25 protein-coding genes are annotated in these 26,191 nt (G+C 70.9%); 2 read left to right on the top strand and 23 right to left on the bottom strand.

Annotated elements, in window-relative coordinates:
- Positions 1-12 precede the first annotated feature (12 nt).
- The 8 genes from JOF36_RS26150 to JOF36_RS26115 form a co-directional block, all read right to left on the bottom strand.
- Positions 13-1,740, bottom strand: a complete 1,728-nt coding sequence (locus tag JOF36_RS26150) for a CocE/NonD family hydrolase (RefSeq protein WP_210031828.1) — start codon at positions 1,738-1,740, stop codon at positions 13-15.
- Positions 1,733-2,680 carry an MBL fold metallo-hydrolase gene (locus JOF36_RS26145; RefSeq protein WP_210031826.1) on the bottom strand — a complete coding sequence of 316 codons (948 nt, stop codon included), beginning with the start codon at positions 2,678-2,680 and terminating at the stop codon, positions 1,733-1,735. Before JOF36_RS26145 ends, JOF36_RS26150 begins: the two co-directional genes overlap by 8 nt.
- Positions 2,677-3,612, bottom strand: coding sequence for an alpha/beta hydrolase (locus tag JOF36_RS26140; protein WP_210031824.1), 936 nt, complete (start codon positions 3,610-3,612; stop codon positions 2,677-2,679). The genes JOF36_RS26145 and JOF36_RS26140 overlap by 4 nt, the downstream gene beginning before the upstream one ends.
- Before the next feature lie 4 nt (positions 3,613-3,616).
- Positions 3,617-4,720, bottom strand: a complete 1,104-nt coding sequence (locus tag JOF36_RS26135) for an FAD-dependent oxidoreductase (protein WP_245350980.1) — start codon at positions 4,718-4,720, stop codon at positions 3,617-3,619.
- 11 nt (positions 4,721-4,731) lie between these two features.
- Positions 4,732-5,685 carry a phosphotriesterase family protein gene (locus JOF36_RS26130; protein WP_210031822.1) on the bottom strand — a complete coding sequence of 318 codons (954 nt, stop codon included), beginning with the start codon at positions 5,683-5,685 and terminating at the stop codon, positions 4,732-4,734.
- 5 nt (positions 5,686-5,690) lie between these two features.
- Positions 5,691-6,701 (bottom strand): phosphotriesterase family protein, encoded by a 1,011-nt coding sequence (locus JOF36_RS26125; RefSeq protein WP_210031820.1) that lies wholly within the window; start codon positions 6,699-6,701, stop codon positions 5,691-5,693.
- Positions 6,702-6,785: 84 nt separating this feature from the next.
- A complete protein-coding gene (locus JOF36_RS26120; protein WP_210031818.1) occupies positions 6,786-6,977 on the bottom strand; it encodes a ferredoxin in 192 nt (63 codons plus the stop codon).
- Positions 6,974-8,143 carry a cytochrome P450 gene (locus tag JOF36_RS26115; RefSeq protein ID WP_210031817.1) on the bottom strand — a complete coding sequence of 390 codons (1,170 nt, stop codon included), beginning with the start codon at positions 8,141-8,143 and terminating at the stop codon, positions 6,974-6,976. The genes JOF36_RS26120 and JOF36_RS26115 overlap by 4 nt, the downstream gene beginning before the upstream one ends.
- 170 nt (positions 8,144-8,313) lie before the next feature.
- On the opposite strand from JOF36_RS26115, the gene JOF36_RS26110 reads away from it, so the two are divergent.
- Positions 8,314-8,907 (top strand): TetR/AcrR family transcriptional regulator, encoded by a 594-nt coding sequence (locus tag JOF36_RS26110; RefSeq protein ID WP_210031808.1) that lies wholly within the window; start codon positions 8,314-8,316, stop codon positions 8,905-8,907.
- Positions 8,908-8,920: 13 nt separating this feature from the next.
- Here JOF36_RS26110 and JOF36_RS26105 read toward each other — a convergent pair whose 3' ends face one another.
- The 11 genes from JOF36_RS26105 to JOF36_RS26055 all read right to left on the bottom strand — a co-directional run bounded on the left by JOF36_RS26105 (position 8,921) and on the right by JOF36_RS26055 (position 21,311).
- On the bottom strand, positions 8,921-9,934 hold the full coding sequence (locus JOF36_RS26105; protein WP_210031806.1) for a LacI family DNA-binding transcriptional regulator: 1,014 nt from the start codon (positions 9,932-9,934) through the stop codon (positions 8,921-8,923).
- A gap of 84 nt (positions 9,935-10,018) precedes the next feature.
- The gene (locus JOF36_RS26100; protein ID WP_307862603.1) at positions 10,019-11,014 is read right to left on the bottom strand and encodes an asparaginase; all 996 of its coding nucleotides are present in this window, start codon (positions 11,012-11,014) and stop codon (positions 10,019-10,021) included.
- An 82-nt stretch (positions 11,015-11,096) separates the two neighbouring features.
- Positions 11,097-12,011 (bottom strand): polysaccharide deacetylase family protein, encoded by a 915-nt coding sequence (locus JOF36_RS26095; RefSeq protein ID WP_210031804.1) that lies wholly within the window; start codon positions 12,009-12,011, stop codon positions 11,097-11,099.
- 195 nt (positions 12,012-12,206) lie between these two features.
- Positions 12,207-13,163: a CobW family GTP-binding protein gene (locus JOF36_RS26090; protein ID WP_210031802.1), complete on the bottom strand. Its 957-nt coding sequence runs from the start codon at positions 13,161-13,163 to the stop codon at positions 12,207-12,209.
- An 88-nt stretch (positions 13,164-13,251) separates the two neighbouring features.
- Positions 13,252-14,343, bottom strand: coding sequence for an IS110 family RNA-guided transposase (locus tag JOF36_RS26085; RefSeq protein ID WP_210035210.1), 1,092 nt, complete (start codon positions 14,341-14,343; stop codon positions 13,252-13,254).
- A gap of 555 nt (positions 14,344-14,898) precedes the next feature.
- Entirely contained in the window at positions 14,899-16,074 is a 1,176-nt protein-coding gene (locus tag JOF36_RS26080) for a MalY/PatB family protein (protein ID WP_210031791.1), read from the bottom strand.
- A complete protein-coding gene (locus tag JOF36_RS26075) occupies positions 16,068-16,787 on the bottom strand; it encodes a maleylpyruvate isomerase family mycothiol-dependent enzyme (protein ID WP_210031789.1) in 720 nt (239 codons plus the stop codon). Before JOF36_RS26075 ends, JOF36_RS26080 begins: the two co-directional genes overlap by 7 nt.
- An 83-nt stretch (positions 16,788-16,870) precedes the next feature.
- Positions 16,871-17,716 carry a hypothetical protein gene (locus tag JOF36_RS26070; protein ID WP_210031787.1) on the bottom strand — a complete coding sequence of 282 codons (846 nt, stop codon included), beginning with the start codon at positions 17,714-17,716 and terminating at the stop codon, positions 16,871-16,873.
- 194 nt (positions 17,717-17,910) lie between these two features.
- On the bottom strand, positions 17,911-18,903 hold the full coding sequence (locus JOF36_RS26065) for an LLM class flavin-dependent oxidoreductase (protein WP_210031785.1): 993 nt from the start codon (positions 18,901-18,903) through the stop codon (positions 17,911-17,913).
- Positions 18,904-18,972: 69 nt separating this feature from the next.
- Positions 18,973-20,517, bottom strand: a complete 1,545-nt coding sequence (locus tag JOF36_RS26060; protein WP_210031783.1) for an acyl-CoA synthetase — start codon at positions 20,515-20,517, stop codon at positions 18,973-18,975.
- On the bottom strand, positions 20,517-21,311 hold the full coding sequence (locus tag JOF36_RS26055) for an SDR family NAD(P)-dependent oxidoreductase (protein ID WP_210031780.1): 795 nt from the start codon (positions 21,309-21,311) through the stop codon (positions 20,517-20,519). The genes JOF36_RS26060 and JOF36_RS26055 overlap by 1 nt, the downstream gene beginning before the upstream one ends.
- Positions 21,312-21,467: 156 nt before the next feature.
- Here JOF36_RS26055 and JOF36_RS26050 point away from each other — a divergent pair, with 156 nt between their 5' ends.
- Positions 21,468-22,115 (top strand): TetR/AcrR family transcriptional regulator, encoded by a 648-nt coding sequence (locus tag JOF36_RS26050; RefSeq protein WP_210031778.1) that lies wholly within the window; start codon positions 21,468-21,470, stop codon positions 22,113-22,115.
- Here JOF36_RS26050 and JOF36_RS26045 read toward each other — a convergent pair.
- The 4 genes from JOF36_RS26045 to JOF36_RS26030 are packed head-to-tail and all read right to left on the bottom strand — an operon-like array spanning position 22,081 to position 26,157.
- The gene (locus tag JOF36_RS26045; RefSeq protein WP_210031776.1) at positions 22,081-23,328 is read right to left on the bottom strand and encodes an MFS transporter; all 1,248 of its coding nucleotides are present in this window, start codon (positions 23,326-23,328) and stop codon (positions 22,081-22,083) included. The two genes, JOF36_RS26050 and JOF36_RS26045, sit on opposite strands and share 35 nt — an antisense overlap.
- On the bottom strand, positions 23,325-24,311 hold the full coding sequence (locus JOF36_RS26040) for an ABC transporter substrate-binding protein (protein ID WP_210031774.1): 987 nt from the start codon (positions 24,309-24,311) through the stop codon (positions 23,325-23,327). The genes JOF36_RS26045 and JOF36_RS26040 overlap by 4 nt, the downstream gene beginning before the upstream one ends.
- Before the next feature lie 25 nt (positions 24,312-24,336).
- Positions 24,337-25,125, bottom strand: coding sequence for an ABC transporter ATP-binding protein (locus JOF36_RS26035; protein WP_210031773.1), 789 nt, complete (start codon positions 25,123-25,125; stop codon positions 24,337-24,339).
- Positions 25,126-26,157, bottom strand: a complete 1,032-nt coding sequence (locus JOF36_RS26030; RefSeq protein ID WP_210031771.1) for a FecCD family ABC transporter permease — start codon at positions 26,155-26,157, stop codon at positions 25,126-25,128.
- Between the last annotated feature and the right edge of the window lie 34 nt (positions 26,158-26,191).

Here is a 26,191-nt window from a genome sequence, read left to right as displayed (position 1 = left end):
ACGTCCCGCCCGCTACGTCGCCGTTGCCCGACCGGTGGTGAACGGCAGCACGAGCCGGGAGTGGTGCAGGGCGTCGCGGTAGATCTTGTGGGTGACGGGCCGGCCGACGGGCAGGTGGAAGGCGTCCGGGGGCAGCAGCGCGTTGTGCGCGTCGGCGAGCGGCTCATTGTTGGACAGCTCCGCCACCAGGCGATGTCCCGGGAGGAAGGTGCTCGCGAAGGGATAGAGGCGCAGCACGTACTCCTCGACCCGGCCCGGCTCGACCGGGACGGCACGGGTGTGCGGGTGGTACGGGTTGCCCTCGGTGGTCCGCGCGTCCAGCTCGCGGTGCGACGCCTTGAGGAAGCCGGTGGTGATCAGCTGCCGGCTTCCGTCCGGGGCGGCGTCCCAGAGCCGCATGATGAAGTTGGTGTCCGGCTGGTCGATCTCGGCGAACAGGTGCGCGGCGCCGGTGCCGATCAGCTCGGTGGCCTCGTCGAACGGTGCGGTGCTCCAGCTGAGGATCTGCACCGTGTCGGTCACCGTCAGCGGGGCCTGGAAGAACCCGTCGGGTGCGGCGTGCTCGGGGCCCATCAGCTCGGGCTCGGCGGAGATCTTGTGCCGCGGGCGCAGGTAGAGCGACCGGTACTCGATCTCGCGCGGCGGCCACTGCGCGGCGGTGACGGCCTCGCGCGAACCCTCCACGAAGACCTGCACGGCGGGTTCGTCCATGATCCCGTTGTCGATGCCTTTGAGCCAGTACTCGTACCAGCGGAACATCCGGTCGTGCTCCTCGACCCAGGGCCGCGACCGCATCGGCGGGTAGGAGCCGATGTCCAGCTTCTTCGGGCCCTTCAGAGTCTCGAACAGCTCGATGTGGCCGTCGACGGTCCAGCCGCGGCCCTGGTCGATCTGTAGGTGGACCGGTATGTCGATGTTCTCGGCGAGCGTGATCGGGTTGCGTTCCTCGTACCATTCCCCGTCGAATTCGTTCATCACGATGTCGAACCACATCTCGCGGTTCTTCGGGTACTTCAGCACGTGGACGAGATTCGGCCAGGCAACGACGTCCGGGTCCTGCAGCCGCTGCTCGACGAGGGCGGCCAGCTCCTCGGGGGAGTGCCTCTCGATCATGCGTGACTTCACATCGGTGTGCGCGATGCCGGAGTCGCCGCCGCGTCCCTCGCGGGCGGCGCGCGGCATGAACCACATGATCCCGCCGTGGTAGGTCGTCTCGTAGAAGTCGAAGTGACCGCCGCTGACGAAGATCGCCTTGAGGTGCGGCGGGCGCTCTGCCGCGGCCAGCACCTGCATGGAGCCGAAGTACGAGATGCCGATCATGCCGATGTTGCCGTCGCACCACGGCTGCGCGGCGACCCACTCGATGAGATCGTACAGGTCCTGGCCCTGGGAGACGCCGCCGAAGTTGTAGTTGCCGATCATCTCGCCGCCGGAGTATCCGGTGCCGCGCATGTCGCCGATGACGTGGACGTAGCCCTCACCGACGACGCGGGCGATGTCGCCGGCCTCGATGCAGCCGTCCCACATCGGGCTGGGGCGGCGCTGCGGCGGCAGGGTCAGCGCGAGCGCCTGCAGCTCCTTGCCGTAGGCGCTCATCGCGATCAGCGCCGGACGGGGCTCGTCGGACGGCCGGCTGTAGGCGTCCGCGGCGAGTTCGACGCCGTCGCGCATCGGGACCCGCAGGTCCTTGCGCACGGCGATCTTCTGCCCGCCGGCGTCGAGCACTGTGGGGTCAGGCATGGGTGTGTCCGTTCCTCTCGGCGTAGCCGTGCAGCGTGGTGAAGAAGGGGGCCGGCTCGAGTCGCGGGTCGCGGTCGTAGCCGAGCTCCTCGGCGGCGCGGGCGAACGGGGAGTAGACCGAATCCGTCTGCTGTGGACGATCGTGGCGAGTGACGGCGTCGATGCGGGCCTCCATCTCGAGGCTCTCGTCCAGCGCCGTGCGGGCCTGGTCGCGGTCGAGCTCGACGCCGAGCGGGACGCCGTCCGCGCCACGGTACGGATGCCCGACGTAGAGGTGGCGCGGCTCGACCTCGTCGCGCAGGTGCTCGAGGCTCCGCCGGTACGCCGTCGGGTCGGCGTACCCGGGGAAGCCGTTGGCCGCCCCGCAGACCTGGACGGCGTCGCCGACGAACACCGACGCCTGGCCGTCCACGACGTAGGCGACCGATCCGGCGGTGTGTCCCGGGATGCTGTGCACCGACATCGTGACGCCGCCGCCGAGCTCGAGCGTCTCGCCGCCGGTCACCAGGACGTCGGGCTCCAGCTCACCCGAGATGGCGTGGCGGGCCGTCGCGGTCTGCGTGGCCTCGCCGTCCGGGTCGCCGAGGTAGCGCGCCCGTCCGTTCCGGTACTCCTCGACGTGCCCGCGCCGCGCGCGCAGCATGTGCGCGTCCTTCTCGCTGATGACGACCTTCGCCCGGCGCCCGGTCATCTCCCACAGTGCGTGCGCGCCGCCGATGTGGTCGATGTGCCCGTGGGTCAGCAGGATCCAGCGGACGTCCTCGATACGCCGTCCGAGTTTCTGCAGCTCGGAGGCCATGCCGTCGGCCGGGGAGGACGCGACCCCGGTGTCGACGATCGCCGGCTCGGGGGCGTCGATGAAGAAGCTGTAGAGCCCGAACCGCCCCCACGGCGAGACGAGCGGATGGATCGGCACCGTCTGCCCCGGCTGTTTCGTCATCGGGCGTGCCTGCCCGCCAGGAACTCGGCGGTCTCCACGAACGCCTGGTAGCACTCGGGGATCCAGGAGAAGTTCTGGACGAACCCGTGATTGGCGAACGAGTAGCGGCGCACCGTCGTCTCGACCCCGGCGTCGGACAGCCGGGCGCCGTAGCGCTCGCCCTCGTCGCGCATCGGGTCGTACTGCGCGGTGATGATCAGTGCCTGCGGCAGCCCAGTGAGGTCCTCGCGCTTGATCGGCGAGACCCGCGGGTCCGCCGGGTCGGCGCCGCTGTCGAGGTAGAAGGCGTTGAACGGCGCCAGCCCCGCCGTCTCGAGGCCGTAGCCCTCGGCGTTCTCCCGCATCGACGGGTAGCGGTCGATGTCGAAATCCAGGTCCAGCGACGGGTAGAACATGATCTGGTGGGTGATCCGGTCACTGTGTCCACCGGTGACGGCGTCGTCATGGGCCATCGCGGCGACGGCGGCGACGAACCCGGCGCCGGAGCTGTCGCCGGCGATCGCGAGCGTCCCGCCGCCGGACCCGTATCGCTCGGCGGCCCAGCGGACGGCGGCGTAGCAGTCCTGCAGGCCGGCCGGGAACGCCGACTCGGGAGCCCTGCGGTAGCCGACGGACACCACGACGAGCCCGGTCTCCTTCGCCAGGGCCCGCGCGACGTGGTCGTGGGTCTCGAGGCTGCCGAGGAAGAAGGCACCGCCGTGGAAGTAGACGAGCAACCCGGACGCGTCGGGTGAGGGGGTGTAGACCCGCACCGGCACGTCCCCGGTCTCCGCGTGCGCGGTGGCGTCCTCGACCGCGTGCAGCCCGACGCGCTCGTCGAGCGGCGCGACCTGCGCCTCCTCGCCGGCACGCATGGCCACCGGGTCGAGCGGACCGGGCGGCGGCTCGGGCAGCGACGCGAGGACCTCGGCGATCTCGGGGTGCAGTGTCATGTGGTCACGTCCTTGCGGTCTTCTGGCCGGGGAACACGTCGTCGATCTCGTCGGAGGACCATCCCTGACGGGAGATCCGCTGCAGCTCGTCGGTCACGGGCTTGCGGACCGCCTGGAAACGGGCCAGCGCGTCGGGCACGGAGTCCGCGGCGGCCAGGGCGTCCGCGAGCGCGCCGGCGTCCATGATCGCCGAGTTCGCACCTTGCCCCTGGTGGTGCAGCATCGAGTGCGCCGCGTCGCCGAGAAGCGTGACCGAGTCGGTGTGCCAGGTCTCGACCGGGTCGATGTCGTAGACGGCGCGCAGGTTCACGACGTTCATGTCCAGGCCGCGCGCGATGGCGACGAGACGCTCGTCGAAGCCCTCGACCGACGCGACGAGCTGGTCCTGGGTGACGGTCGGTGCCCAGGTGCCGTCCGGGTTCAGGAAGGTGATGTCGAACGAGACCTGGCCCCGGTGGCGCAGCGGGAGCAGGTAGATCTTCGTGCCCCGGCCGATGTACATCCGCAGGTTGTCGTCGACGACCATCCCGTGCGCGTCGGAGATCGGGATCACCGCGCGGTAGGCGTGCTCGCCGGAGAAGACCGGCTCGGCGTCGGTGAACAGCTTCCTGCGGACCGTGGACTTGATGCCGTCGGCCCCGACGACGAGGTCGGCCTCGACGGTGCCGCCGTCGGCGAAGGTGAGCACGGACGTCGCACCCCGGTCCTCGACGGTCTCGAGCTTGCGGCCGAGGTGCACCATGCCGTCGGGAAGCACGCCCAGCAGGGCGTCGATGAAGTCCCCGCGGTGGATCAGGTTGGTCCGGGTCGGGATCTCGAACTCGTCGATGCCCGGCCAGGCCTCCTTCATGATCGGCTCGCAGGTGCCGGTGAGGATCTCGAAGTAGTCGCTGCGGGAGCTCACCGCGTCGATCGCGTCGAACACACCGATCCGGCGGAACAGATCCATCGTGGAGGGACGTAGGCCGATCCCGGCCCCGACCTCGCTGATGCGGGGGGCCTGCTCGTAGACGGTGACGTCGGCGCCGAGCAGGCTCAGGGCCTTGGCCGCGGCGGCGCCGCCGTACCCTCCGCCGACGACGGCGATCCTCAGGTCCGTGGTGTCCATCGTGGTCGTCCTCAGTCCTTCGTGATGGTCAGGAAGCCGGCGGGGTTGTCGACGAAGATCGTCGTGATCGTGGCCTCCGCGACCCCGGCGTCACGCAGGTCGGGGATGAGGTCGTCGAAGAGGTAGTTGACGGTGTGGCCCTCCACCCCGGGCCAGCCGAGCGGGCTGCAGTTGGCGTCGGCCGAGGCGAGCGCGGCGTCCAGGTGCTTGTCGATGAAGCGGAGGAAGTGGTCGAGGCGCTCCTTGCGCGGGCGGGCCCAGAACGGCGGGTCCGGGAGCTCGGTCTCGTAGCCGAAGGTGTCGAAGCCGACCCGGCCGCCCTGCTCGGCGATCCACAGGTCGCGGGTCTTCTCCGCGTTGACGCCGTCGTCGACGTGCCCGAACAGCACCCGGTGCAGTGGAAGGCCCTCCTCGTTGAAGATCGCGATCGCGTTCTCGGCGTCGATGGCCAGGTGGGTCAGGATCGGGACACCGGTACGCAGCGCGGCCCGGGCGGCGGCCCGGTAGATCCGCTTGTCCAGTTCGGTCATCCGACCGCCGCGGCTGACACCGACCTTGATGACGCCCGCCAGGCTGCCGGTGTCGCCGATGCCCACGGTGATCTCGTGGACGAACTGCTCGGTCAGGTACTCCACGCCCGCCCGGGCGAAGTGCGGCAGCGCGGTGTCGCCGCCCACGAAACCGGTGCAGGCGACGATGTGCACGCCGGTCTTGGCGGACAGGGACCTGTAGTGGTCGACGTCGCGGCCGTTGCAGATGCCGGTGACGTCGACGAAGGTGCCGCCGCCGTTCTCGTGGAAGCGGCGCAGCTTCGGCACGGTCGCCGCGTAGCGCTCCTCGGGCGTGCGCCACCACACCGAGTCCAGTTCGGATCCGGGCATGCCGTACCCGATGTGCTCGTGGACGGCGACGAATCCCAGCTCCTCGGTCGGGATCGGCCCCAGGACGGTGTTCACTCTGGACATCTGCCTCACCTCGTGTGGTCGGGGACGGAGCGCACGGTCAGCAGCGCGCGCGGGTTGTCGACGAGGATCCGGTGGGCGTCGTCCTCGCTCAGGCCCTGCGCGGCGGCCAGGGGAAGGAAGGACGACCGGACGTAGCCGTAGGGGAGCTCGTTGCCCGGCAGGCCCTTCGCCACGCCGATCGCACCCGCCGACAGCAGGATCTTCCCGGCGTGACCGGCCCGGACGAGCTCGACCACCAGGGCGGCGCGCTCGGCGTCGGTGAGGTGGTCGTCGTCGGACGAGCCGACGTGGTCCAGCGCGACGTAGGCGCCGCGGCGGGCGACCTCCGCCGGCGCCCCGGCGGCGACGGCGTCCCGGCGGTCGAGCCCGCCGACGACGACCCGGTCGGCCGGGAGGCCCTCGTCGAGGACGACGCCGAGGTCACCCGCGGCGTCGGCGCCGTAGCGGATCGACACCGGCACGCCGGTGGCCAGCGCGGTGCGGGCGGCACCGCGGAACAGGCTCTCCTCGGTCGGCGTCATACCGGCCCGGTCGGCGGCGGTGGTCACCATGCCCGCCGCCCTGTGCCGCTCCAGGCGCGGGATCACCATGCCTTCGGTGACCTCCTTGGTGAACAGCCCGGCGAACTTCTCGGCCGGCCACGGCGTCGGCGGGTTCGTCTGCGGGGTCAGGAAGTAACCGCCGAGCAGCTCCTCGGGCCCCATGCCCGTCGACGCGACGATGTGCACACCGGTCGTGCGGGACAGTGACTCGTAGAGCCGCAGGTCACGCCCGCCGAACATGCCCGTGCTGTCGACGACCGTGCCGCCACCCTGCTCCCGGAACTCGGTGAGCTTCCGGGCGAGGATCTCGAAGACCTCCGCGCGGTCGATCGTGATGTCGAAGGCGTGCTCGGCGCCGGGCAGGACGGAGAGCAGCGCCTCGTGGACCGCGACGACGCCGAGCTCGTCGGCGGGGACGGGTCCGAGGACCGTGTGGACGGAGGGGGTGGGGACCGACGTTGTGGCGGCGGTCATGCGGCACGTCCTTTCGGAGTAAGCAGTCGTTTCAGCCGCGCGGGCGGGTGGGGTGGTCGAGGGCGACGACGATCTTGAGCACGCTCACGACGTGACCCGTAGGGCGGCGACCGGGCACACCCGGGCGCCCGCGTCGGCCTTGCGTTCCAGCTCGGGCGGCACGGTCTCGTGCCGGACGACCACGACGGCGTCGTCGTCGAGGTCGTAGACCTCCGGGGCCACGTCGGCGCACAGGCCGTGGCCCTCGCACCGGTCCCGGTCGGCGTCGATCCTCATGCGGGCACCACCTCGAGGACGGGGAGCTGCTCGATGCTCCGGGTGATGTTGTTCGGTACGCGGACCTCGTCGCCGACGACCAGGCGTCCGACCCGGTTCACGAGCGCTTCGATGACGGCGTGGGCCTCGAGTCGCGCGAGGCCCTGACCTGCGCAGCCGTGCGGGCCGTAGCCGAAGGACAGATGGTCGACCGGGTTGCGCGCCACCAGGAACGTGTCCGGGTCGTCGTAGTGACGCGGGTCGCGGTTGCCGGCGCCGAACAGGATCGCGACCTGGGCGCCGGCGGGCAGCACGACGCCGTCGATCTCCACGTCCCGGGTGACCAGTCGTCCCCACGCGTGGATCGGCGCCCAGAAACGGAGCACCTCGGCGAAGGCGGCCGGGGCGAGCGACGCGTCCTTGCGGACCAGGTCGAACTGGCCGGGGTTCGCCGCGAAGAGGGCGACGACGTTGCCGATCGCGGCGATCGTCGTGTCGACCCCGGCTCCGAGGTACTGGTGGATGATGTGCCCGGCGGTGCCGGCGGGGATGTCGCCACGGGCCTCGGCGTCGAAGATGCCGCGGCCCACCGAGCCGGGGGCGAGGTCGTCGGCGGTGACTCCGGAGCACCAGCCGTAGAGCTCGCCCGCGATCGGGAAGCTCTCCGCGGTCCGCTGGTTCATCGGGCCGATGACCTGCATCGCGGCCTGGCCCCAGCGGAGCATGTTGTCCCGGACGTGGCCGGTGAAACCGATCAGGTCGGCGACGATCTCGAGCGGGAACGCGCGGGCGAGGGCGTCGACCGCGTCGAACGAGCCCTGCGCGACCAGATCCTGGACCAGGGCGTCGGCCTTGGCCTGGATCCGGGGCTTCAGACCGCGCAGGGCCCGCGGCGAGAGGTTCTCGGTCAGCGCCGTGCGGAGCCGGGCGTGATCCGGCGGGTCCGAGGCGAGCGAGGTCCCGGTGAGGGCCTCGTTGACCGCCGGGTTGAACCCGATCGACCGCGACGAGAAGGTCGCCGGATCGGCGAGGGCATCGCGGATGACGTCGTACCGGGTCAGGGCGTAGACGTCGTTCTGTGGCAGATGGACGACCCCGCCGAGCTCACGGAGCCGGGCGTAGGCCGGATAGGGGTCGAGCAGGACCTCATCGGCGAAGAGGTCCGACTCGGACGTCGCCAGGGACATGTGACACCTCGGGACTGGACGTCGTGACTGTCGTCGGTCGGTGGGATCGCGCCGCTCGGACGACGTCGGCGACGACGGTGTTCACGTTGGCACCTCACACGACAAGCTGTCAAGTGAACTGTCGTCATGCAAGCTCAGAGTCTTCTGTGTTGTGCCGTTAGGCTGTCGGGGTGGCGAGCCTGCGTGAGACCCAGAAGCTCCGGACCCGGCGCCTGCTCCTCGACACGGCGTTGGAGTGCTTCCAGGCGAAGGGCTACGCGGCGACCACGATCGACGACATCGCAGGCGACGCCGGCACCACCCGGACGACCTTCTACCTGCACTTCTCCTCGAAAGCGCAGCTGATGCAGGCCGCGATCCGCGACATCGACGACGTCTTCACCGGTGCCGACGACCCGCCGCTCTCGACCGTCGTCGAGCGCGGGGAACGGGCGCTGGTCGAGGCGTGGCTGTCCCGCAAGTTCGACCAGTGGGCCGATGTCCGGCCGCAGCTGGTGGCTGCCTATCAGGTGGCGGCGGTCGAGCCCGAGATCCAGGCGGGCCTGGACGCGTGGTTCGAGGATGTGGCCGGGTCGATCCAGGAGGGCCTCGACCTGGCCGGTCGCTTCGACGCCGGGACGCGCCGGATCCGCGCGGTGCTGGCGTTCGGCCAGCTGGAGTACCTGGCCAAGCGGTGGCTGCGCGTCGGCTGGGCGGTCGAGCGGGAGGTCTGCCTGCAGACACTCACCGACTCGTGGTGTCACCTTCTGGTGCGCGAGGTCTGATCGGGCGGAAGCCTCACCCGGTGGTCACGCCGGCAGTGGAGTCCCGGACGCTGAGTGTCGGTTCGAGCAGTACCGGTTCGACGGTCTCACCACCGAGGATGCGGTGAAGTGCCCGCGCTCCGGCCTGGCCCATCTCGAGCATGGGGGAACGGACCGAGGTCATCGGAACCGGTAGCCACGCATCGAGCGGAATGTCGTTGTAGCCGATGACCGCGATGTCCCGCCCGACCGTCCGGCCGTGTTCTCGGGCCGCGCCGATCGCACCGATCGCGGCGAAGTCGTTGATGGCGAACAGTGCGGTGATGTCCGGATGCCGGGTCAGCAGGCGGTCGGCGGCCGCATGGCCGCCCTCGGCATCGGGGGTCGACGGCTCGATCCGGGTGTCGGGCACCGGTACGCCGGCGGTCAGGAAGCGCTCGACGAACCCGTGCGTGCGCTCGACACACGTACTGACGTAGGTCGGCCCGGCGACGACCCCGACGTTCCGGTGCCCGAGGGCGAGCAGGTGCTCGCCGGCGAGCCGTCCGCCGCGCACGTCGTCGGTGGTGACCGACGGATGGCCACGCAGACGCCGGTTGACCAGCACGTACGGGACATGGCGCCGCTGCAGCGCGCTGATCAGATCGTCTCCGTCCAGGCGGGCGTCACCGACGAGGAATCCTTCCACCCGCCGTGCCAGCATCTTCTCCATACGTTCCAGCCTCAGGGCGGGATCGTCGTTGGAGTTCGCGACCAGAGTGGTGAAGCCGAGGTCGTGCGCGGCCTCGTCGGCGCCTTCGTAGATGCGGGCGAGTACGTAGTCGGTGAGCCGGGGCACGATGATCCCGAGCGTGCCGCTGCGGCGGGTTCGCAGGGTGGCTGCTGCGGGGTCGGGACGATAGCCCAACTCGTCGGCGATCGTCCGGATCCGGGTGACCGTCCCCCGGCCCACGCCGCTCGAGCCGGCCAGTGCCCGGGACACGGTGGAGATGTGCACGCCCGCGCGCTTGGCGATCTCGGCCAGGGTGACCGGTTCGGACACGGTCACGGGCCCTCCAGCCTCGGGTTCGTCGTCGCCGCGGAGTTTACCGGCCGGTCCACGCGGGCGACGCCAGGACGTCGGTCGGGAGCTCTAGACCGCCGACTCGTACCGAGCGCGGATCTCGTCGCGGTCCGCGCCGGATGCCAGCAGGAGGATCAGCTGCAGACGCGCCTTGATCCCGTCGAGGGCGACCGCGCTGATCAGGCCGCGTTCCAGCAGGTCGCGTTCGGACCCGGGGAAGGCGTAGGTCGACTCGTAGACCTCCCCCGCCCCGGTGCGGCTGGCCATGACGACCGGGATGCGCTCGGCGACGGCGGCCAGGGAGGCGACGATCGGGCTGGGCACGTGGCCTCCGCCGAAGGCATCGACGACGAGCCCTGCGAAGCCGGTGACGTGCTCGGGGAGGATCGGCCCGGAGCCCAGACCGACCCGGATGACCCCGACGGCGGGGAGCTCGGCCGGCAGGGAGTCGGGCGAACAGACCGGCCCGCGTCGGCGGGGGAGGAGCGGGATGCGTACCCGCTCCTCGACGACCCAGCCGACGGGCCCGGCGTTCACCGAGCCGAAGCCGTGGACGCGTGAGCTGTGCTGTTTGCGCACGAATCGGGGCAGGTGGATCTCGTCGGCGAACACGACCAGCGGCCCGGCCCCACGAGCCTCGGGCGACGCCGCGACCCGTAGGGCGGCGAGCAGATTGCCCGGCCCGTCGGCACCGGCGAGCCCGGCGTTGCGCATCGCTCCGGTCAGGACGACCGGCGGGGCGTCCCGGTCGAGGAGCAGCTCGAGCAGGTAGGAGGTCTCCTCCAACGTATCGGTGCCCTGGGTGACCACCACACCGTCGAGGTCCGGGCCGCGTCGGTGGATCAGCTGGGCCAGAGCGACGACGTCGGCGACCGAGAGGTCGCCCGACGGGAACTGGCGGAACGACTCGGTCCGCAGCGTCGCCACGTGCTCCGCGCCCGGGACCGAGGCGATCAGTTCGTCCGGGCCGAGCCGGGGGACCGCGTCATGACCGGCCCGGTCGGGCACCGACGCGATCGTGCCCCCGAGCGTGACGACGAGGACGCGCGGCAGCCGGTCACTCACTGGTTTCCTCCGAGGACGGTGGGAACGGACCCGGCCGGGGCGCACGACACCGGCCGGGTCCGCGAGAACGGTGCGACGGAGATCAGGGCAGTTCTCGGCCGAACGGGTACTTCGCGTTCTGCTCGAACGGGAACCGCTGCCGGAAGTCCTCCGCGATCGTCTCGAAGCTCTCGAACGAGACTCCCGGGTGCCGCAGGATGTGCTCGAAGAAGCGCTCGAGCATCATCAGGACCTGGGGGCGGCCCGAGACGTCGGGGTGGATCGTGATCGGGAAGATCGCGTAGTCGTACTCGCGGTAGACCCAGTCGAACTGATCCCGCCACAGGTCCTCGACATCGCGCGGATTGACGAAGCCGTGGCTGTTCGGGCTGCCCTTGATGAACATCATCGGGGGCAGGTCATCGACGTACCACGAGAAGTTGATCTCGACGAGGTCGATCTCCTTACCCCGGACCAGCGGCTTCATCCAGTTCGCTGCGGGGCCCGACAGGTCGATCTTCGTCCAGCTGTCCCCGGTGCGGGCGTAGAACGGCTGGAAGTCGTGGAACGCCTGGCTGTGGTCGTAACGGAAGCCGTTCTTCATCAGCAGGTCGGCCGTGACCTCGGAGAGCTCACACCAGGGGGCGATGTAGCCACGCGGCTTCTTGCCCGAGAACTTCTCGATCAGCTCGATCGACTTGTTGAGGACGTCCTCCTCCTGCTGGGGGCTCATGGCGATCGGATTCTCGTGCGAGTACCCGTGCGCCGCCAGCTCGTGCCCGGCCTCGACGATCTGCTCGATGCGATGCGGGAAGGTCTCGATCGAATGCCCCGGGGCGAAGAACGTCGTCGTCAGGCCGTACTTGCGGTAGAGGTTCAGCAGCCGGGGCACACCCACCTCGCCGGCGAACATGCCGCGCTGGATGTCGGCCGGGGAGTCCTCGCCCCCGTACGAACCCAGCCAGCCGGCCACCGCGTCGATATCGGCGCCGACGCAGACCTTGATCTCTTTCGCCATGGGGCCTCCTTGCCTCGCAGGGTCGTGACGTCCGCGGAGCCGCGGGTCGACTGCTGCGACTCAGGCAACACGAACGATTGCGTAGAATCTATGCGACCCGTCTCGCCTGGTCAACAGTGCGAGTGTCGGGCCTGGCGAGCCACGTCGACTCGCTCACTCGAGCTGAAGGCAAACCATTGCGTTCCGCCCCACGGGTCACGCTGAGCGGACACCCGCCGGGTCGTCGAAGGCGGAGGGGACGAAGGTGCGCAAGGACCGTTCCAGGACGTCGAGGTCGAGCTGGTCGACGATGAAGACCATGCTCGTGCCCGTCGTGTCCGGAGCGCGGGTCGGGCGGGCCACCTGGGCCCCCAGCGACTGCACCAGCAGCGGACCGTCGGCGGTCGGCACCAGCCCCTTGGTGCGGAGCAGTCGATCCGGGTGGGCGCGCGAGGTCGCGTCGAGCCACAGTGCGTACTCGGCCCAGTTGGTGCCGGGGGCGAGGTCCAGAGCCCACGAGCGGACGTCCGACACCTCATCGGCGTCGTCGAAGACCTCGCTCTCGGCGGGCCGGACCTCGGCGAGGGCGTGCTCGCACCCGTGCGCCGCGCCGATGATCTCCGCTGTCGCATTGAGCCGGCGGACCACCCCGGCGAGGTCGCCGACTTCCTGCGCCGTCGCGAGATCGGTCCGGGTGAGGACGACACGGTCAGCGACGGCGACCTGTGATCGGACGGCCGGCCGATGCCGGAGGAGCCGGTGACCGGCGACTCCGTCGAGGACCACGACCAGCGAACGCAGCACGAGGTTCGCGCGGAGGACCGGGTCGGCATCCAGCGCGTCCACGATCCGCCGGGGCTCGGCCACGCCGGACGTCTCGACGACCAGGTGACGGACCTCGCGCCCGCCCGCGGAGTCCCGGTGCCGACGACCGACCGCCTCGTGCAGCAGGCCGGTGAAGTCGTCGAGCTTCTCGCAGCACAGGCAGCCACCGACGACGGACTCGACCGGTGGTCCTCCGGCGATGCTCGCGTCGCTCAGTGTCAGGTCGTCGACACCGGTACTCGAGAAGTCGTTGACCACCAGCAGGTCGGCCGCGTCGCGATCATGGCGCAGGCGATGACCGAGCCACGTGGTCTTGCCCGCTCCGAGGAACCCGCTGACGAGCGTCATCTCGATCATTGTCCGGTCGCTCCGCCGATCTCGTCGAGCAGCCGCGGGTCGAGCGGGTCGACCGAGCGGCCGGATGCTCCTATGGATGTCAAGCGGCGGGTTCGAGGTCGTGGGTGGTGAGTAGGGCGCGGTAGATGTCTCGGGCGATGTAGCGCTTGAGGCAGCGGATGATCTCTTTCTTGCTCATGCCTTCGGCGGTGCGGCGGTCGGCGTAGTCGCGGGTGCGTGGGTCCCAGCGCAGTCGGCAGAGCACGATCCGGTAGAGCGCGGCGTTGGCTTGTCGGTCCCCGCCGCGGTTGAGTCGGTGGCGGTGGGTGCGCCCGGACGACGCGGGCAGTGGTGCGGCCCCGCAGAGCATCGCGAACGCGGCCTCGGACCGCAGTCGGTGCGGGTTCTCGCCCGCGGTGACCAGGAGCTGTCCGGCGACGTCGGGACCAACCCCGTGCATCGCAGCCAGGCTCGGGTTGATCGCGGTCACCAGCGGCGCGATCAACGACTCGATGTCGTCGATCTCGGTGGTCAGCTCGCGGTGGCGGCGGGCCAGGCTGCGCAGCGCGATCAGAGTCGCGGTCTCGGGCTGGTCGGCGTGGGCGGGGTCGGGGCGTCGGGTGGCGCAGTGGGTCAGCAGCTCCCGCAGCCTCATGGGCGCGAGATGGGTGCGCAGCTCGTCGGGGGCAGTGATCAGCAGTGATCGGATCTGGGTCTGGGCCTCGGCGCGGGCGGCGACCGCGGAGCGGCGAGCCACGCGCAGCGCCCGCAGGGCTTCGACTCGTCCGTCGCGCTGCTTGGGGACACCGGTGGCGCGTCCGGCCAGGGCGGCGCGGGCGGCGGCCTCGGCGTCGACCGGGTCGGACTTGCCTTGCCAGCGGCGGGTCTTGCGGTCCGGGCGGTCGACCTCGACCACGGTGATCGCGGCGGTGTGTAGGTGGCGGGCCAGGCCGGCGCCGTAGACGCCGGTGCCCTCGACCCCGACCCGGACCAGCAGCCCGAAGGTCTGCAGCCAGGACACCAGCGCGGCGTAGCCGGCTGCGGTGGCCGGGAACTGGGCGTGTCCCAGTAGCTGGCCGGTGGCCTGGTCGAGGGCGGCGGCGGTGTGGGTGTCTTTGTGGGTGTCGACCCCGCCGGTGACCTGGCGGGGCTCGCCGGGGACGGCGGTGTCAGCGGGGTGGGGGTGTGTCATCGTGGGCATGACCGTCCTGTACTCGTTCGACCGGGCAGGGCGGCACGCACCAGCCGGGGCGAGCGGACAAGACAGTGATGGGTGCCTGCTGGCACAGGCTCCTATGAGGTCACAACCGCCGTCTGGTGAGTGCAAGCGAGCCCCGCAGCGGACCGGCCGACAGATCCGGTTGAGGACCAGGAGTCAGTCAGGCGGTGGGTCAGACCGACCGCTGCGGGGCTCACCTACATCATCCTCACTGTCAGGCGACGAGCCGCCTCGACGACCTCGTCGAGGCGATGGACGATGGCGCTGCGCCCGGTCGGAGTGCGTAAATGCAGTGCCATCGCCCCCGGCGGCGCGTCGACCCGCAGTCCGTGGCCCGCCAGAAGTGTCGTGGCCGCGCGCGCAAGGTCGCTGCGGGCCCGGCGGCGTCCCGCGAGCGAGTCCGGGGCGCCGGCTGCGAACCAGTCCTCACGTGCGTTCGGGGCGCGGCACTGTGCACACATGGTCACTCCTTGCGAAAACGTTTGCGGACCGAGTCTAGGCAGGCTTTCGTGGCTCGGCGAGTCCCGTTCACCGGTGGGCGAGAGCAGCGCCGAGTCGTTCGAGCCCGGCCACGAGGGTCGACCGCGGGCATGCCAGGTTCAGCCGGATGTGCCCGGTGCCGCCGGGGCCGAGACGATGACCGGGGGAGACCACGATCCGGGCGGCCGACTCCAGGAACTCGACCACGGCCTCGTCGTCGAGTCCCCATGCTGCGCAGTCGAGCCAGGCGAAGTAGGTGCCCTCGGGCCGATGCACTCGCACACCCGGTGCGTGCTCGGCCGCCCAGGAACGAAGCAGGTCCAGATTGCCTCCGACGTAGGCCATCAGGGATCGGAGCCAGTCGTCGCCGTGGCGCAGGGCGGCCTCGGTCGCCACGATTCCCATCATCGAACCACCGAAGTAGACGTTGGTCTTCTTCAGTTCGTCGTGATAAGCGTCCAGGATCTTGCGGTTCTCGCAGATGACGAGCGAATGTGTGAGCCCGGTCAGGTTGAACGACTTGCTGGCCGAGGTGACGGTCACGGTGTTCATCGACGCCGAATGCGAGATGGAAGCCATCGGGGTGAACGACACGCCGGGATAGAGGAGTCCGTAGTAGACCTCGTCGGCGAGGATGCGGATGTCGCGCGACGCGCAGAACTCGTGCAGTGCGAGTAGTTCGCTGTGCGTCCAGACCCGTCCGACGGGATTGTGCGGATTGCACAGCAGGAGCAGTCGGGTCCGATCGTCGACCACGGACGCGAGGTGGTCGAGGTCCATGGTGTAGGTGTCACCGGCTGCGGCGAGAGGGTTGATCCGGGGAACGCGGCCGTTGGCCCGGATCAGCTCCTCGAAGATGTGGTGAGCCGGACTCTGGAACACCACCCCGTCGCCGGGGCGGGTGAGGATCTCGATGAGCGGTTGCATCGAGGCGTATATCCCGACGTGCGAGCTGAGCCATTCCTCCGGGACGGTCCAGCCGCGCCGCGCGTAGTGCTGCACGATCGCGTCGTAGTACGACTGCGGTGTGAACGGGTAGCCGAAATGGCCGGTGTCCGCGACGTCGCGAATGGCGCGCCGCACGGCGGGAGGTGATCGGAAGTCCATGTCGGCGGTGCCGAAACACAGTATTCCGGGATCGCCGGTACGGGCGATCTCCATCTCCCACTTCGCCGTGCTGAGCCGGTGTCGCGGCAACACCTCGTCGAAATCAGGCCTCACCACGGCGGCAGTTTCGGCAACTCACCCTCGTACCGCAGACCTTCTTCCACCTGCTCACGCGCCAGAAACGGCAGCAGCGTCTCGTAGTAGCCCTCGATCCTGAACGAACCGTCACCGACGGTCCACTCCTCGCCCTCGCGGGCGACGATCTGCAGGCCGGGACTGTCGGGGCTGACCTGCAGCCGGTGCACGCAGGTATCGATCGCGTTCAGGATCGCGTCGGGGTCGGCTTCGTGCCACTCCCAGGTGGTGTCGAGGTCGTTGTGGTGGACGATCACCTCGGTGGTGCGCCGGGCCGGCAGCGAGAACGCGTTGATCTCGCCGGAGAACAAGGTCGGCAGTGTCTCCGCCTGCACCCCGTTCCGCAGCGACTCGAACGCCGTCAGCAGGCGGGCGTTGGCCTGCTCCAGGGCGGCGACCAGTTCGGTGGCGGGCAGCGTCGCGGTCGCCTCGATGTCGGCGTCCCGCTGCTCCCGCGACTCGTATCCCGGAGTCTCCTGGCCGGTGACGGCCCAGGTGGCCAGGTTCGTCATGGCATCCGCGTCGCGGGCCAGGTGGGCGATCACGTGCGCCCGGGTCCATCCCTCGCACCCGGTCGGCTTGCCGAGTTCGTCGGCGTCGAGGCTGGTGATGGTGGCCATCGCCATCCCCGACTCGCGCTGCATCAGGCCGATGTCACCGGCCAGGCTCTGGAGAGTTTTGGGCGCGGTGTTCATGTTCCCACTCTGCTCCGCCGGTACGGACCTCGCCACCGACGTTCACCGGAACGGCAGGCCGGGGCGACGACGGCCCTGCGCGGTCACCGGTGGTGGGGGAGAGGCACCGGGGGCTGTCCGGGTGTGCAGTTCCGCACGGGGTCGGGCCCACGGACCTCGACGTTGACTGCGGAGAGGTAGCCCCCGGCGGTGGTGCGTAGCCAGCTGGAGCTGCTCTCGCCGGTCTCGGTGGAGGTCGTGCGGCCGATCTCGCCGCACTGGATCGGGGCGTCGGCGCCGGCGGGTAGCCGCCCGACCGGGTCTCCGGCGGTGGAGGGTGTGGAACGCAGCGTGACGCCTGTCGGGGCGACGTCGGGGCGGGCGGTGGCGGTCCACGACAGGACAGGGACAGGCGGCGGGACGGGGGCAGGCGGCGGATCTTCCCGCACCGGTGCCGGCGTGCGTACCTGCGGCAGCGCCTGGTCTGCGGATCCCACGGTCCCGATCAGGACGGTCATCGCCGCCGCCATCAGCGCGGCGGACAGCACGGTGCGCCGCCGTGACCGGCAGGGACGACCTGCTGCGGGGGCCGGACGTGCCGGCGGTTCCGGCCCGGGCGTCGCTCCGGCTCCGGGTTCGTCCGGTATGCGTACGGTGCCGAGCGTAGAGGCGCCGGGGCCGGTGGGCCCGGACCCGGCCGGAGTGGGCGCCAGCGACGAGACCCCGGGCCGGTCCTCGCGCAGGGCGGTGGCCAGCGCGTCGGCGCGCTCGGCGTCGGTGCCGAACAGCACCGGGAAGCGCTCGGTGAGTGCGTGGTACAGCCTTGCGGCTTCCTCCGCTGCTGCCAGGGCTTCGTCCCGCTGACCCTGCGCACTCCGGTGGACGGCGAGGTCGTTCAGCCGCGCCGCCTGCTCGGCCACGGTCAAGGCATCGACCTGGTCCTCGGCCACGGCCCGCTCCTCCCGACGCCCTTGCCGGTACTCGCCGAACGTAGCGCCTCGATTACACCGCCGGGAGGCATCGGGACGGCCCGTCGAGCACCGGGGAGCACCTTCACTCCGTCGGAATCACGGTCATCCACACGTGCGGGTTCGGCCGTGGCCATCCCGGCCACGGCCGAACCCGCGTGGATCGGAGGACGCGACTACGCGGCCTCGACCTTCGGCAGGATCTCCTCCTTGAGGCGCTTGAGGTCGTCGAGCGTCTTCGCGACCGGCACGTCCTGGAACGGCGGCCAGAACATCGGCATCGTCATGCCGGCCTCCTTGTAGGCCTTCAGCCGGTCGGTGATCTGCTCCGCGGTGCCCACCAGGAGGTTGGTGAGCTTGCCCTGCGGCGACTGGTCGACCTCCTGGTCGGTGATCACGGTCCAGAGCATGCTGCTGATCTCGAGGTCGTCGACCGTGCGGTCGCTGCCGATCTCGCCGAGCTCGCGCCCGATCTCACCGCGCCACCGGGCGATGTCCTCGGGGGAGTCCTGGATGCCGATCCAGCCGGCGAGGTTGTAGCGGCTGATGCGGGTCGCCGCCCGCTTCGGGTCCTTCAGGCCGCTGAAGAAGATCGGCGGGCCGGGCTGCTGCACGGGCTTCGCGCCGAACCCGCACCGGTCGAAGTCGGCGAACTCGCCGTGGTACTCGAAGACATCGTTGGTCCAGATGCCCTGCATGATCTCGATCGTCTCGCGCACGTGCTTGTTGCGCTTGGGGAAGATGTGCGAGGCACTCGAGGCCGCGAACTCCTCGGGCATCCACCCGGCCCCGACGCCGACGTTGAGCCGGCCCCCGGACAGGTGGTCGATGGTGGCCATCTCGGCGGCCAGGACACCGGGCGCGCGGAACGGCGTGTCGATGATGCTCATGCCGATCCGGACCTTCGACGTCTTCGCCGCCAGCCACGGGATCAGCGGCATCCCCTGGAGCCACTGGCCCCGCGAGGACACCGGGAGCCCCTTGGGCATCTCGGGGATCATGCCGAACGAGTACTGCAGCTCCCCGCGGTCCGACGCCTCCGGGACGACGATCCGGTCGAGCGTCCAGACCGAGTCGAAGTCGAGGTCCTCGGCGAGCGCGGTGAGGTCCTCGAGCTCGGAGACGGTCACCTTGTCCCGGAAGTTCGGAAGGTAGAGGGAAAGCTTCATGTACGCGGCCTCCCAGCCGTGTCGACGAGCGGTCGCGCCGCCCGGTGTCTGATGAGTACGAAGGTTGGGTCAGACCGGAACGTCCAGGAGCTGTTCCCGGATCTCGGTCTTGAGGACCTTGCCGATCTTCGATCGCGGAAGGTCCGCCCAGACCGCGACCTGCTTGGGCGTCTTCACGCTGCCGATGCGGGCCTTGACGAACGAGGTCAGCTCGGCCGGATCGAGCTCGCTGCCCCGACGGAGCTGGACGACGGCCGTCAGCCGCTCGCCCCACTTGTCGTCGGGCAGGCCGACCACGGCGCAGTCGGCGACGGCGGGGTGCGCCATCAACGCCTGCTCCACCTCGGAGGAGTAGACGTTGAACCCACCGGTGATGATCATGTCCTTCGCCCGGTCGACGATGAAGAGGAAGCCGTCGTCATCGAGGTAGCCGATGTCGCCGGTGTGGTGCCACCCGTGCGCGGAGACCTCCGCGGTGGCCGCCTCGTTGTCGAGGTAGCCGCGCATGACCAGGGAGCCACGCACGACGATCTCCCCGCGCTCGCCGCGGCCGAGCAGCCGGCCGTCGTCGGCCATGATGGCGAGCCGCACCAGCGGCGAGGGTCTCCCGGCCGAGGAGAGCCGCCCGCGGGCGATGGACCCGTCGGGACCGAAGTGGTCGGACGGGGCCATCGTCGAGATCATCATGGGTGCCTCGGTCTGCCCGAAGAGCTGCGCCATCACCGGCCCGATCCGGGTGAGCGCCTCCTCCAGCCGGGTCACCGACATCGGTGCGGCGCCGTACCAGAAGCACTGCAGCGACGACAGGTCGCGCCCGTCGAGCGACGGGTGGTCGAGCACCATGTAGATGAGCGTCGGCGGCAGGAACGTGTGGGTGACCCGGTGCTGCTCGACGTGGTCCAGGAAGCCGCCGACGTCGGGCGCCCGCATGACCACGATCGAGCCGCCGCGGCACAGCACCGGGAAGCACAGGACCCCGGCGGCGTGGGTGAGCGGGGCCAGCGCGAGATAGACCGGCCGCCCGCCGTCCGACGGCCACGGGTAGCTCATGAGCGTGGTCGCCGTCATCGTCTCGATGTTCGTCCCGGTCAGCACCACGCCCTTGGGACGGCCGGTGGTGCCGCCGGTGCCGACGACCATGGCGACGTCGTCCGGGCAGTGCCGGTCGACCGGCTCGGTCCCGGTGGCGAGGAAGGCCTCCCACCCGGTGGCCCAGGGCACGTCGGCATCGAGACAGACCAGGGTCCGCAGCTGCGGCAGCGCGGTGTGGATCGCGTCCACCAGCGGAGCGAACGACGCCTGAAAGATCAGGACCGAGCAGCCGAACAGCTCGAGCAGCTCGCGGTTCTCCGCCGCCTCGTTCCGCGGGTTGATCGGGCACCACACGGCGCCGGCCCGGCTGATCCCGAAGACGCAGGTGAACGCCGTCGGGTCGTTCGCCGAGAGGATCGCGACCCGGTCACCCGGTTCGACGCCGTTCGCGGCCAGCGCGGAGGCGACCCGGCCGCCGAGGTCCTGCACCTCGGCGTAGGTCGCCACCTCACCGGCACAGACCAGGCTCGGCGCGCCGGGGTCCAGCGAGGCCCCCTTGTCGAGGTAGTCGGTCAGGCGCATCACATTCCCATTCCGCCGTCGACGGGTAGCCCGGCGCCGTTGACGAAGCGGGATGCGTCGGAGGCGAGGAAGGCCACCGCGTCCGCGATGTCGGAGACCTCGCCGAGCCGGCCGGACGGGGTCAGCTCCACCACGGCGCCGACGGCGGCCTCCGGGCTCTCGAACAGGCCGAGGCCTGCGGTCTCCACCGCGAGCTTCTGGCCCATCGCCGTCGGGATCAGCCCGGGGTAGAGGCAGTTGACCCGGACGCCGTAGCCGAGCTTGCCCGACTCCATCGCCGCGACCCGGGTGAGCCGGTCGATGGCCGACTTGGTGGCCGAGTACCCGCCGATCGCCGGGAAGGCGATGGTCGCGGCGACGGAAGCGACGTTGATGACCGTCCCGCCCTGCCCGGCCGCCCCGCCCGGGCGCATGGTCCGGAAGGCGTGCTTGATACCCAGCATGGTGCCCACCACGTTCACGTCCAGCATCCCGCGCACGTCGTCGGGCTCGGTGTCGGCCAGCAGCTGCGTGACCTCGAGCCCGGCGTTGTTGACGACGACGTCCAGGCCGCCGAACCGCTCGACGGTGGAGGCGACGGCGGCCTCCCACGACGCGTCGTCGGTGACGTCGAGGTGGACGAATCCGTGCTGCTCACCGAGCGTCTCGGCGAGCTTGGCCCCGAGATCGTCCTGGATGTCCGCGACGACGACCCGTGCGCCCGCGTCGGCCAGCGCGCGGGCCATCCCTTCACCGAGCCCCTGCGCGCCCCCGGTGATGAGCGCGGTGCGTCCGGTCAGGTCGATCTGAGTCACTGGCACTCCTTCATCGGCGGTGATGGTCGGCACACCATTGCGGGTCCCTGACCGACTGTCAAGATTTTCCTGGACAGGTGTCAAGGATTCCGTGACCGACTGTCACGAGAATGGGTTACGGTGAGGTCTGGCTGCCGGCGGAGGAAGGGATGTGGCATGGCGCGGGCCAACCCGATCGACAAACATGACGAGCGCCGGCGTGCCCTCGCGGACTCGGCGCTGCGCACTCTCGGCGAGCTCGGCTACGCCCGCTCGTCGCTGCGCGAGATCGCGAACAACTCGCCGTTCAGCCACGGGGTCGTCCACTACTACTTCAGCGACAAGCTCGAGCTCATCGTCTACGGCGTCCGGCAGTACAAGGCCGTGTGCGTCACCCGCTACGACGGCGTCGTCGCCGGCGCGACGACGGCGGACGGCCTGGTGTCGGCGTTCGCCGACAAGCTGTGCGAGACGATCGTCGACGAGGCGCCGATGCACCGGCTCTGGTACGACCTGCGTGCGCAGAGCATGTTCGAGGAGACCCTGCGCGAGGCGGTCCAGCAGATCGACCACACCCTCGAGGACATGGTCTGGCGGGTCGTCACCCGCTTCGCCGAACTGGCCGGGACCGACCTGGCACTGACCTCCCACGCCGTCTACGGCATGTTCGACGGCGTCTTCCAGCAGGCCCTGCTGCGCTACGTGTGCGGGCAGGAACGCGAGGCGCTCGACGACCTCCGCTCCGAGGTGCACGCGCTCGTGCCGCTCACCCTCCGCCCGGGCGCGGCCGTCACGACTCCCGTCGAGGTGGGGTCGACGCCGTGAACCGCCGCGCTCCCGGAGCGAGCGCCGCGAGAGCCGGGCCGGCCAGGCACACCGCCGCGCACACCAGCAGTACCGGCTGCAACCCGAACACCTCGATCGCCGGGGCGATCAGGGCGAGGCCGAGCGGGGCGAGTCCGTAGGAGAGCAGGAAGTCCAGCGAGGAGACCCGGGCCAGCTTCGCCGGGTCGACCTCCCGCTGCACCGCGGTGAACCACGGGACGTTGAACAGCTCGATCCCGACACCGCACACCACGTAGGCACCGACCACGACCCACACCGGCAGCGGGGTCAGCAGTGACAGCGGCGCGACCGCGTAGAGCGCGAGCCCGGCGAGCGCGACCCGGCCGCGGGCCACCGGGCGCCACCGGGCGACGATCACCGCGCCTGCCAATGCTCCGGCCGTGTAGCCGGTGAGCGCGGCGGCCAGCACCGTCGAGCCGCCGTAGGTCTCGCTGCTGACCAGCGGCAGAGCCACCCCGGTCGCGGAGTAGCCGGTGGCGATGACGGCGGTCAGCGCGCCGAGCCCGGCGAGGAACCACGGGTGCCGGCGGGCTTCGGCGAGGCCCTCGACGAACTCGGCGACGAATCCGGGACGGGCCTCCGTCGCGACCGGTCGGTGGGCCCCGGCCCCGGCTCCGGTCCCGACGACGGCGACAGCGACAGCGACGAGAGCCCACAGTCCCGCGATGCCCCAGCAGATCCCGGAGACCGGCACCACGGTGGCGGCCAGTGCGGTCAGCACGGGAGCGAACAGCGTGGTGCCGCGCACCGCGAACGTCACCGCTGCGTTGGCCTCCTGGCGCCGCCCGTCGTCGACGACGATCTCGGCGACCAGCGCCTGGAACGCCGGCCGGCACGCACCCTGGCCGATCCCGGCCATCGCGCAGCCGGCGAGCAGCAGCACGAGCCCGCCGGCGTCGGTCAGGGCGATCGCCGTACCGGCCGAACCGGCTGCGGCCACCGCACCGGACCAGCCGACCGTCGCCCGGCGCGGGTAGCGGTCGGCGAGCACCCCACCGGCCGGCATCGCGGCGAGGAAGCCCGCCGTCCGGACCCCGAGGGCCAGCCCGAGCTCGACCGCCGGCAGCGTGCCCTGCACGACGCCGAGGCCGAGTACGAACGGCAGCGCCCAGGTCGCGAGGCCGGACGCGGTCGTGCCCGTCCAGAGCCGCAGGAACCCGGGATCACGCAGGACGGTCCGGGCCGCACTCACCGGCGGAACTCCCGGATGTACGCGCCGAAGCGCTCCAGGCCGTCGATGTTGCGGGGGCCGCTGATGCCCTCGTTGTAGTCGAGCACGAAGAAGTTCCGGTTCGCGATCGCGGGGACGCTGCGCAGCTGCGGCAGCGAGGTCAAGAAGTCGATCTTCTGCTCGGCGGACCGGTCACCGTAGTCGAGGATCATGATGATCTCCGGCCGGCGCTCGACGACGGTCTCCCAGCCGACGTCGGTCCAGCGCCCGTCGACGTCGTCGAGGATGTTCCGGCCGCCGGCCAGCCGGATGATGTCGTTCGGCGGCACCTGGTTGGCGGCGCTGTTCGGCCGGTCGGTCCCCGAGTCGTAGAGGAACACCGACGGCGGCGAGGCCGTCCGCGGCGCGGCGTCCCGCACCGCGGCCACCCGGGCCTGCATCCCGGCGACCACCTCCTCGGCGCGGTCGGGCACCCGGAAGATCGCGCCGAGCCGGCGCATGTCCTCGTAGAGGCCTTCCAGCGGGGTGACCCGCTGCGGGAAACCGGGATAGTTCCAGCAGGTCTCGGTGTGCATGAAGCTCTGGACGCCCAGCCGGTCGAGCAGCTCGGGGGTGATGCCGCGCTCGTCGGAGAAGCCCGACCGCCAGCCTGCGACGACGAGATCGGCACCGGCGTCGACCACGAGCTCGCGGTTGAGCAGGTCCTCGGAGAGCTTCTCGACGCGGGCGTAGTCGGCGGCCCACGGTGACTCGGTCACCGGCGGGTTCGCCGGTGGCATCACGTAGCCGCGTACCCGGTCGGCGAGGCCGAGGGCGAACAGCTTGTCGGCGCTGCCGCCCTCGTAGGCCACGGCGTGCTCCGGCGCGCGGTAGGGCACCTGCTCGCCGCAGCGGGCGACGGTGACGGTCTCGGCCGTGGACTGCTCCACCTGCGCGCCGCAGGCGGTGGCGGTGGCGGCGAGCAGGGTGGCGAGCAGCAACGGCACGGCTCGGGTGGTGCGCACGACGGTCTCCCGGGAGGTCGGAGGATCAGGACGGGATTACCGGAGCGCCCGGCAGCGCGTAGAGCAGCCGGGTCCCGCCGGTGACGGGATGGGTGACGACGTCGGCGTGCACGCCGAACACGTCGGCGACCAGTGCGGTCGTGAGGACGTCGGCGGGCGGTCCCGCGGCGACCAGGCGGCCCTCGTGCAGCACGCCGATCCGGTCGCACACCGTCGCCGCGAGATTGAGGTCGTGCAGCACCACCAGCACCGTCGTGCCGGCGTCGCGCAGCACCGCGAGCAGACCGAGCTGGTGGGCGATGTCGAGGTGGTTGGTGGGCTCGTCGAGCACCAGCACCTCGGGGGTCTGGGCGAGCGCGCGGGCAGCGAGTACCCGCTGGCGCTCGCCGCCGGACAGCGTCAGCACCCCGCGCCCGGCGAGATGGGCGACACCGACCCGCTCCATCGCCTCCCGGCAGATCCGCGCGTCGTCGCCGCCCGGGCCGCGGTGGCCGGACAGGTGCGGCGCGCGGCCGAGCGCCACCAGCTCGTCGACGGTGAAGTCCAGATCCGACGAGTGGTCCTGGGTCATCGCTGCGAGCCTGCGGGCACCGGTCCGCAGCGTGGCGGCGGTGAGGTCGTCGCCGTCGAGCAGCACCGTGCCGCGCAGCGGGCGCAGCGTGCGGTAGACGCAGCGCAGTGCGGTGGACTTCCCGCTGCCGTTCGGGCCGACCAGGCCGACCACCGAGCCGGACGCGATGTCGAGCGACAGCTCCCGGACGATCTCCCGGCCGCCGGCCGCGACGGTGATCCCGGCGAGCTCGAGGCGGGTCATCTACACACCTCCGAAGACGTAGCCGCGACGACGCAGCAACACCACGAACACCGGGACGCCGACCAGCGCGGTCACCACACCCAGCGGCAGCTCCCGCGGGGCGACGACGGTGCGCGAGAGCAGGTCGACCCAGACGGCGAGTACGGCTCCGACGAGCGGGGCCAGCACCAGGACCCGGGCGTGCACGGCGCCGGTGACCATCCGCACCAGGTGGGGCACGATCAGCCCGACGAACCCGATCGCCCCGCTGACCGCCACCGTCGCGCCGGTCATCACCGAGGTCAGCACGAACAGGTCGCGACGCAGCCGGGCGGTGTCCACCCCGGAGCTCGCCGCGGTCTCGTCGCCGAGGGCCAGCACGTCCATGTCTCGTGCGCGCAGACGCAGCAGCACGATCCCGGCCAGTACCACCACCGCGACCAACGGCAGCGATCCCCAGGTGGCGCCGCCGAACCCCCCGAGCGTCCAGAACAGCACGGTGGCCGTCGCCTCGCCCTGCGGGACCAGGTAGATCAGCAGTGCCATCGCGGCCTGGAACGCGTACGCCATCGCGACGCCGGTCAGCACCAGCCGCAGCGGGCTCGTCCCGCCGGGCCCGCGCCGCCGGGCGGCGAGGTGTACCGCCCCCGCGGCGATCAGCGCTCCGGCGAAGGCCCCCACCGAGAGCGCGTAGATGCCCGCGAACGCCAGCACTCCGGTCACCATCACCGTCACCGCCCCGACCGCGGCGCCCGAGGAGATGCCGAGGACGAACGGATCGGCGAGGGGATTGCGCACCAACGCCTGCACACCGGCCCCGACGGCGGACAGCCCGGCCCCGACGACGGCGGCGAGCAGCACACGCGGCGTGCGCAGCTGCCAGACGATCTCGTAGGTCGGCAGCTCGTCGAGCCGGATCGTGCCGCCGGTCAGGGCCGCACCGAGGTAGCGCAGCGTGTCCGCAGGGGGAACGGGGGCCGGGCCCAGCCCGATCGCGAGGACGGTGGACACCACGAGTGCTGCGGTCAGCCCGAGAACGCTTCTGATGAACATGATTGTCGTATGTATTAGCACCTGAACGGGTGAG

It is taken from the genome of Pseudonocardia parietis (genome assembly GCF_017876315.1).
Classification (GTDB): domain Bacteria; phylum Actinomycetota; class Actinomycetes; order Mycobacteriales; family Pseudonocardiaceae; genus Pseudonocardia; species Pseudonocardia parietis.
The sequence above is the reverse complement of the archived record's forward strand: the minus strand, read 5'-3'. Positions and strand labels throughout refer to the sequence as shown.

Excerpts from the sequence above, each read along its gene's own strand:
- JOF36_RS26150 (WP_210031828.1), bottom strand. The coding sequence starts at position 1,740 with ATGCCTGACCCCACAGTGCTCGACGCCGGCGGGCAGAAGATCGCCGTG.
- JOF36_RS26145 (WP_210031826.1), bottom strand. The coding sequence starts at position 2,680 with ATGACGAAACAGCCGGGGCAGACGGTGCCGATCCATCCGCTCGTCTCG.
- JOF36_RS26140 (WP_210031824.1), bottom strand. The coding sequence starts at position 3,612 with ATGACACTGCACCCCGAGATCGCCGAGGTCCTCGCGTCGCTGCCCGAG.
- JOF36_RS26135 (WP_245350980.1), bottom strand. The coding sequence starts at position 4,720 with ATGGACACCACGGACCTGAGGATCGCCGTCGTCGGCGGAGGGTACGGC.
- JOF36_RS26130 (WP_210031822.1), bottom strand. The coding sequence starts at position 5,685 with ATGTCCAGAGTGAACACCGTCCTGGGGCCGATCCCGACCGAGGAGCTG.
- JOF36_RS26125 (WP_210031820.1), bottom strand. The coding sequence starts at position 6,701 with ATGACCGCCGCCACAACGTCGGTCCCCACCCCCTCCGTCCACACGGTC.
- JOF36_RS26120 (WP_210031818.1), bottom strand. The coding sequence starts at position 6,977 with ATGAGGATCGACGCCGACCGGGACCGGTGCGAGGGCCACGGCCTGTGC.
- JOF36_RS26115 (WP_210031817.1), bottom strand. The coding sequence starts at position 8,143 with ATGTCCCTGGCGACGTCCGAGTCGGACCTCTTCGCCGATGAGGTCCTG.
- JOF36_RS26095 (WP_210031804.1), bottom strand. The coding sequence starts at position 12,011 with ATGGCGAAAGAGATCAAGGTCTGCGTCGGCGCCGATATCGACGCGGTG.
- JOF36_RS26090 (WP_210031802.1), bottom strand. The coding sequence starts at position 13,163 with ATGACGCTCGTCAGCGGGTTCCTCGGAGCGGGCAAGACCACGTGGCTC.
- JOF36_RS26085 (WP_210035210.1), bottom strand. The coding sequence starts at position 14,343 with ATGACACACCCCCACCCCGCTGACACCGCCGTCCCCGGCGAGCCCCGC.
- JOF36_RS26075 (WP_210031789.1), bottom strand. The coding sequence starts at position 16,787 with ATGAACACCGCGCCCAAAACTCTCCAGAGCCTGGCCGGTGACATCGGC.
- JOF36_RS26065 (WP_210031785.1), bottom strand. The coding sequence starts at position 18,903 with ATGAAGCTTTCCCTCTACCTTCCGAACTTCCGGGACAAGGTGACCGTC.
- JOF36_RS26060 (WP_210031783.1), bottom strand. The coding sequence starts at position 20,517 with ATGCGCCTGACCGACTACCTCGACAAGGGGGCCTCGCTGGACCCCGGC.
- JOF36_RS26050 (WP_210031778.1), top strand. The coding sequence starts at position 21,468 with ATGGCGCGGGCCAACCCGATCGACAAACATGACGAGCGCCGGCGTGCC.
- JOF36_RS26035 (WP_210031773.1), bottom strand. The coding sequence starts at position 25,125 with ATGACCCGCCTCGAGCTCGCCGGGATCACCGTCGCGGCCGGCGGCCGG.
- JOF36_RS26030 (WP_210031771.1), bottom strand. The coding sequence starts at position 26,157 with ATGTTCATCAGAAGCGTTCTCGGGCTGACCGCAGCACTCGTGGTGTCC.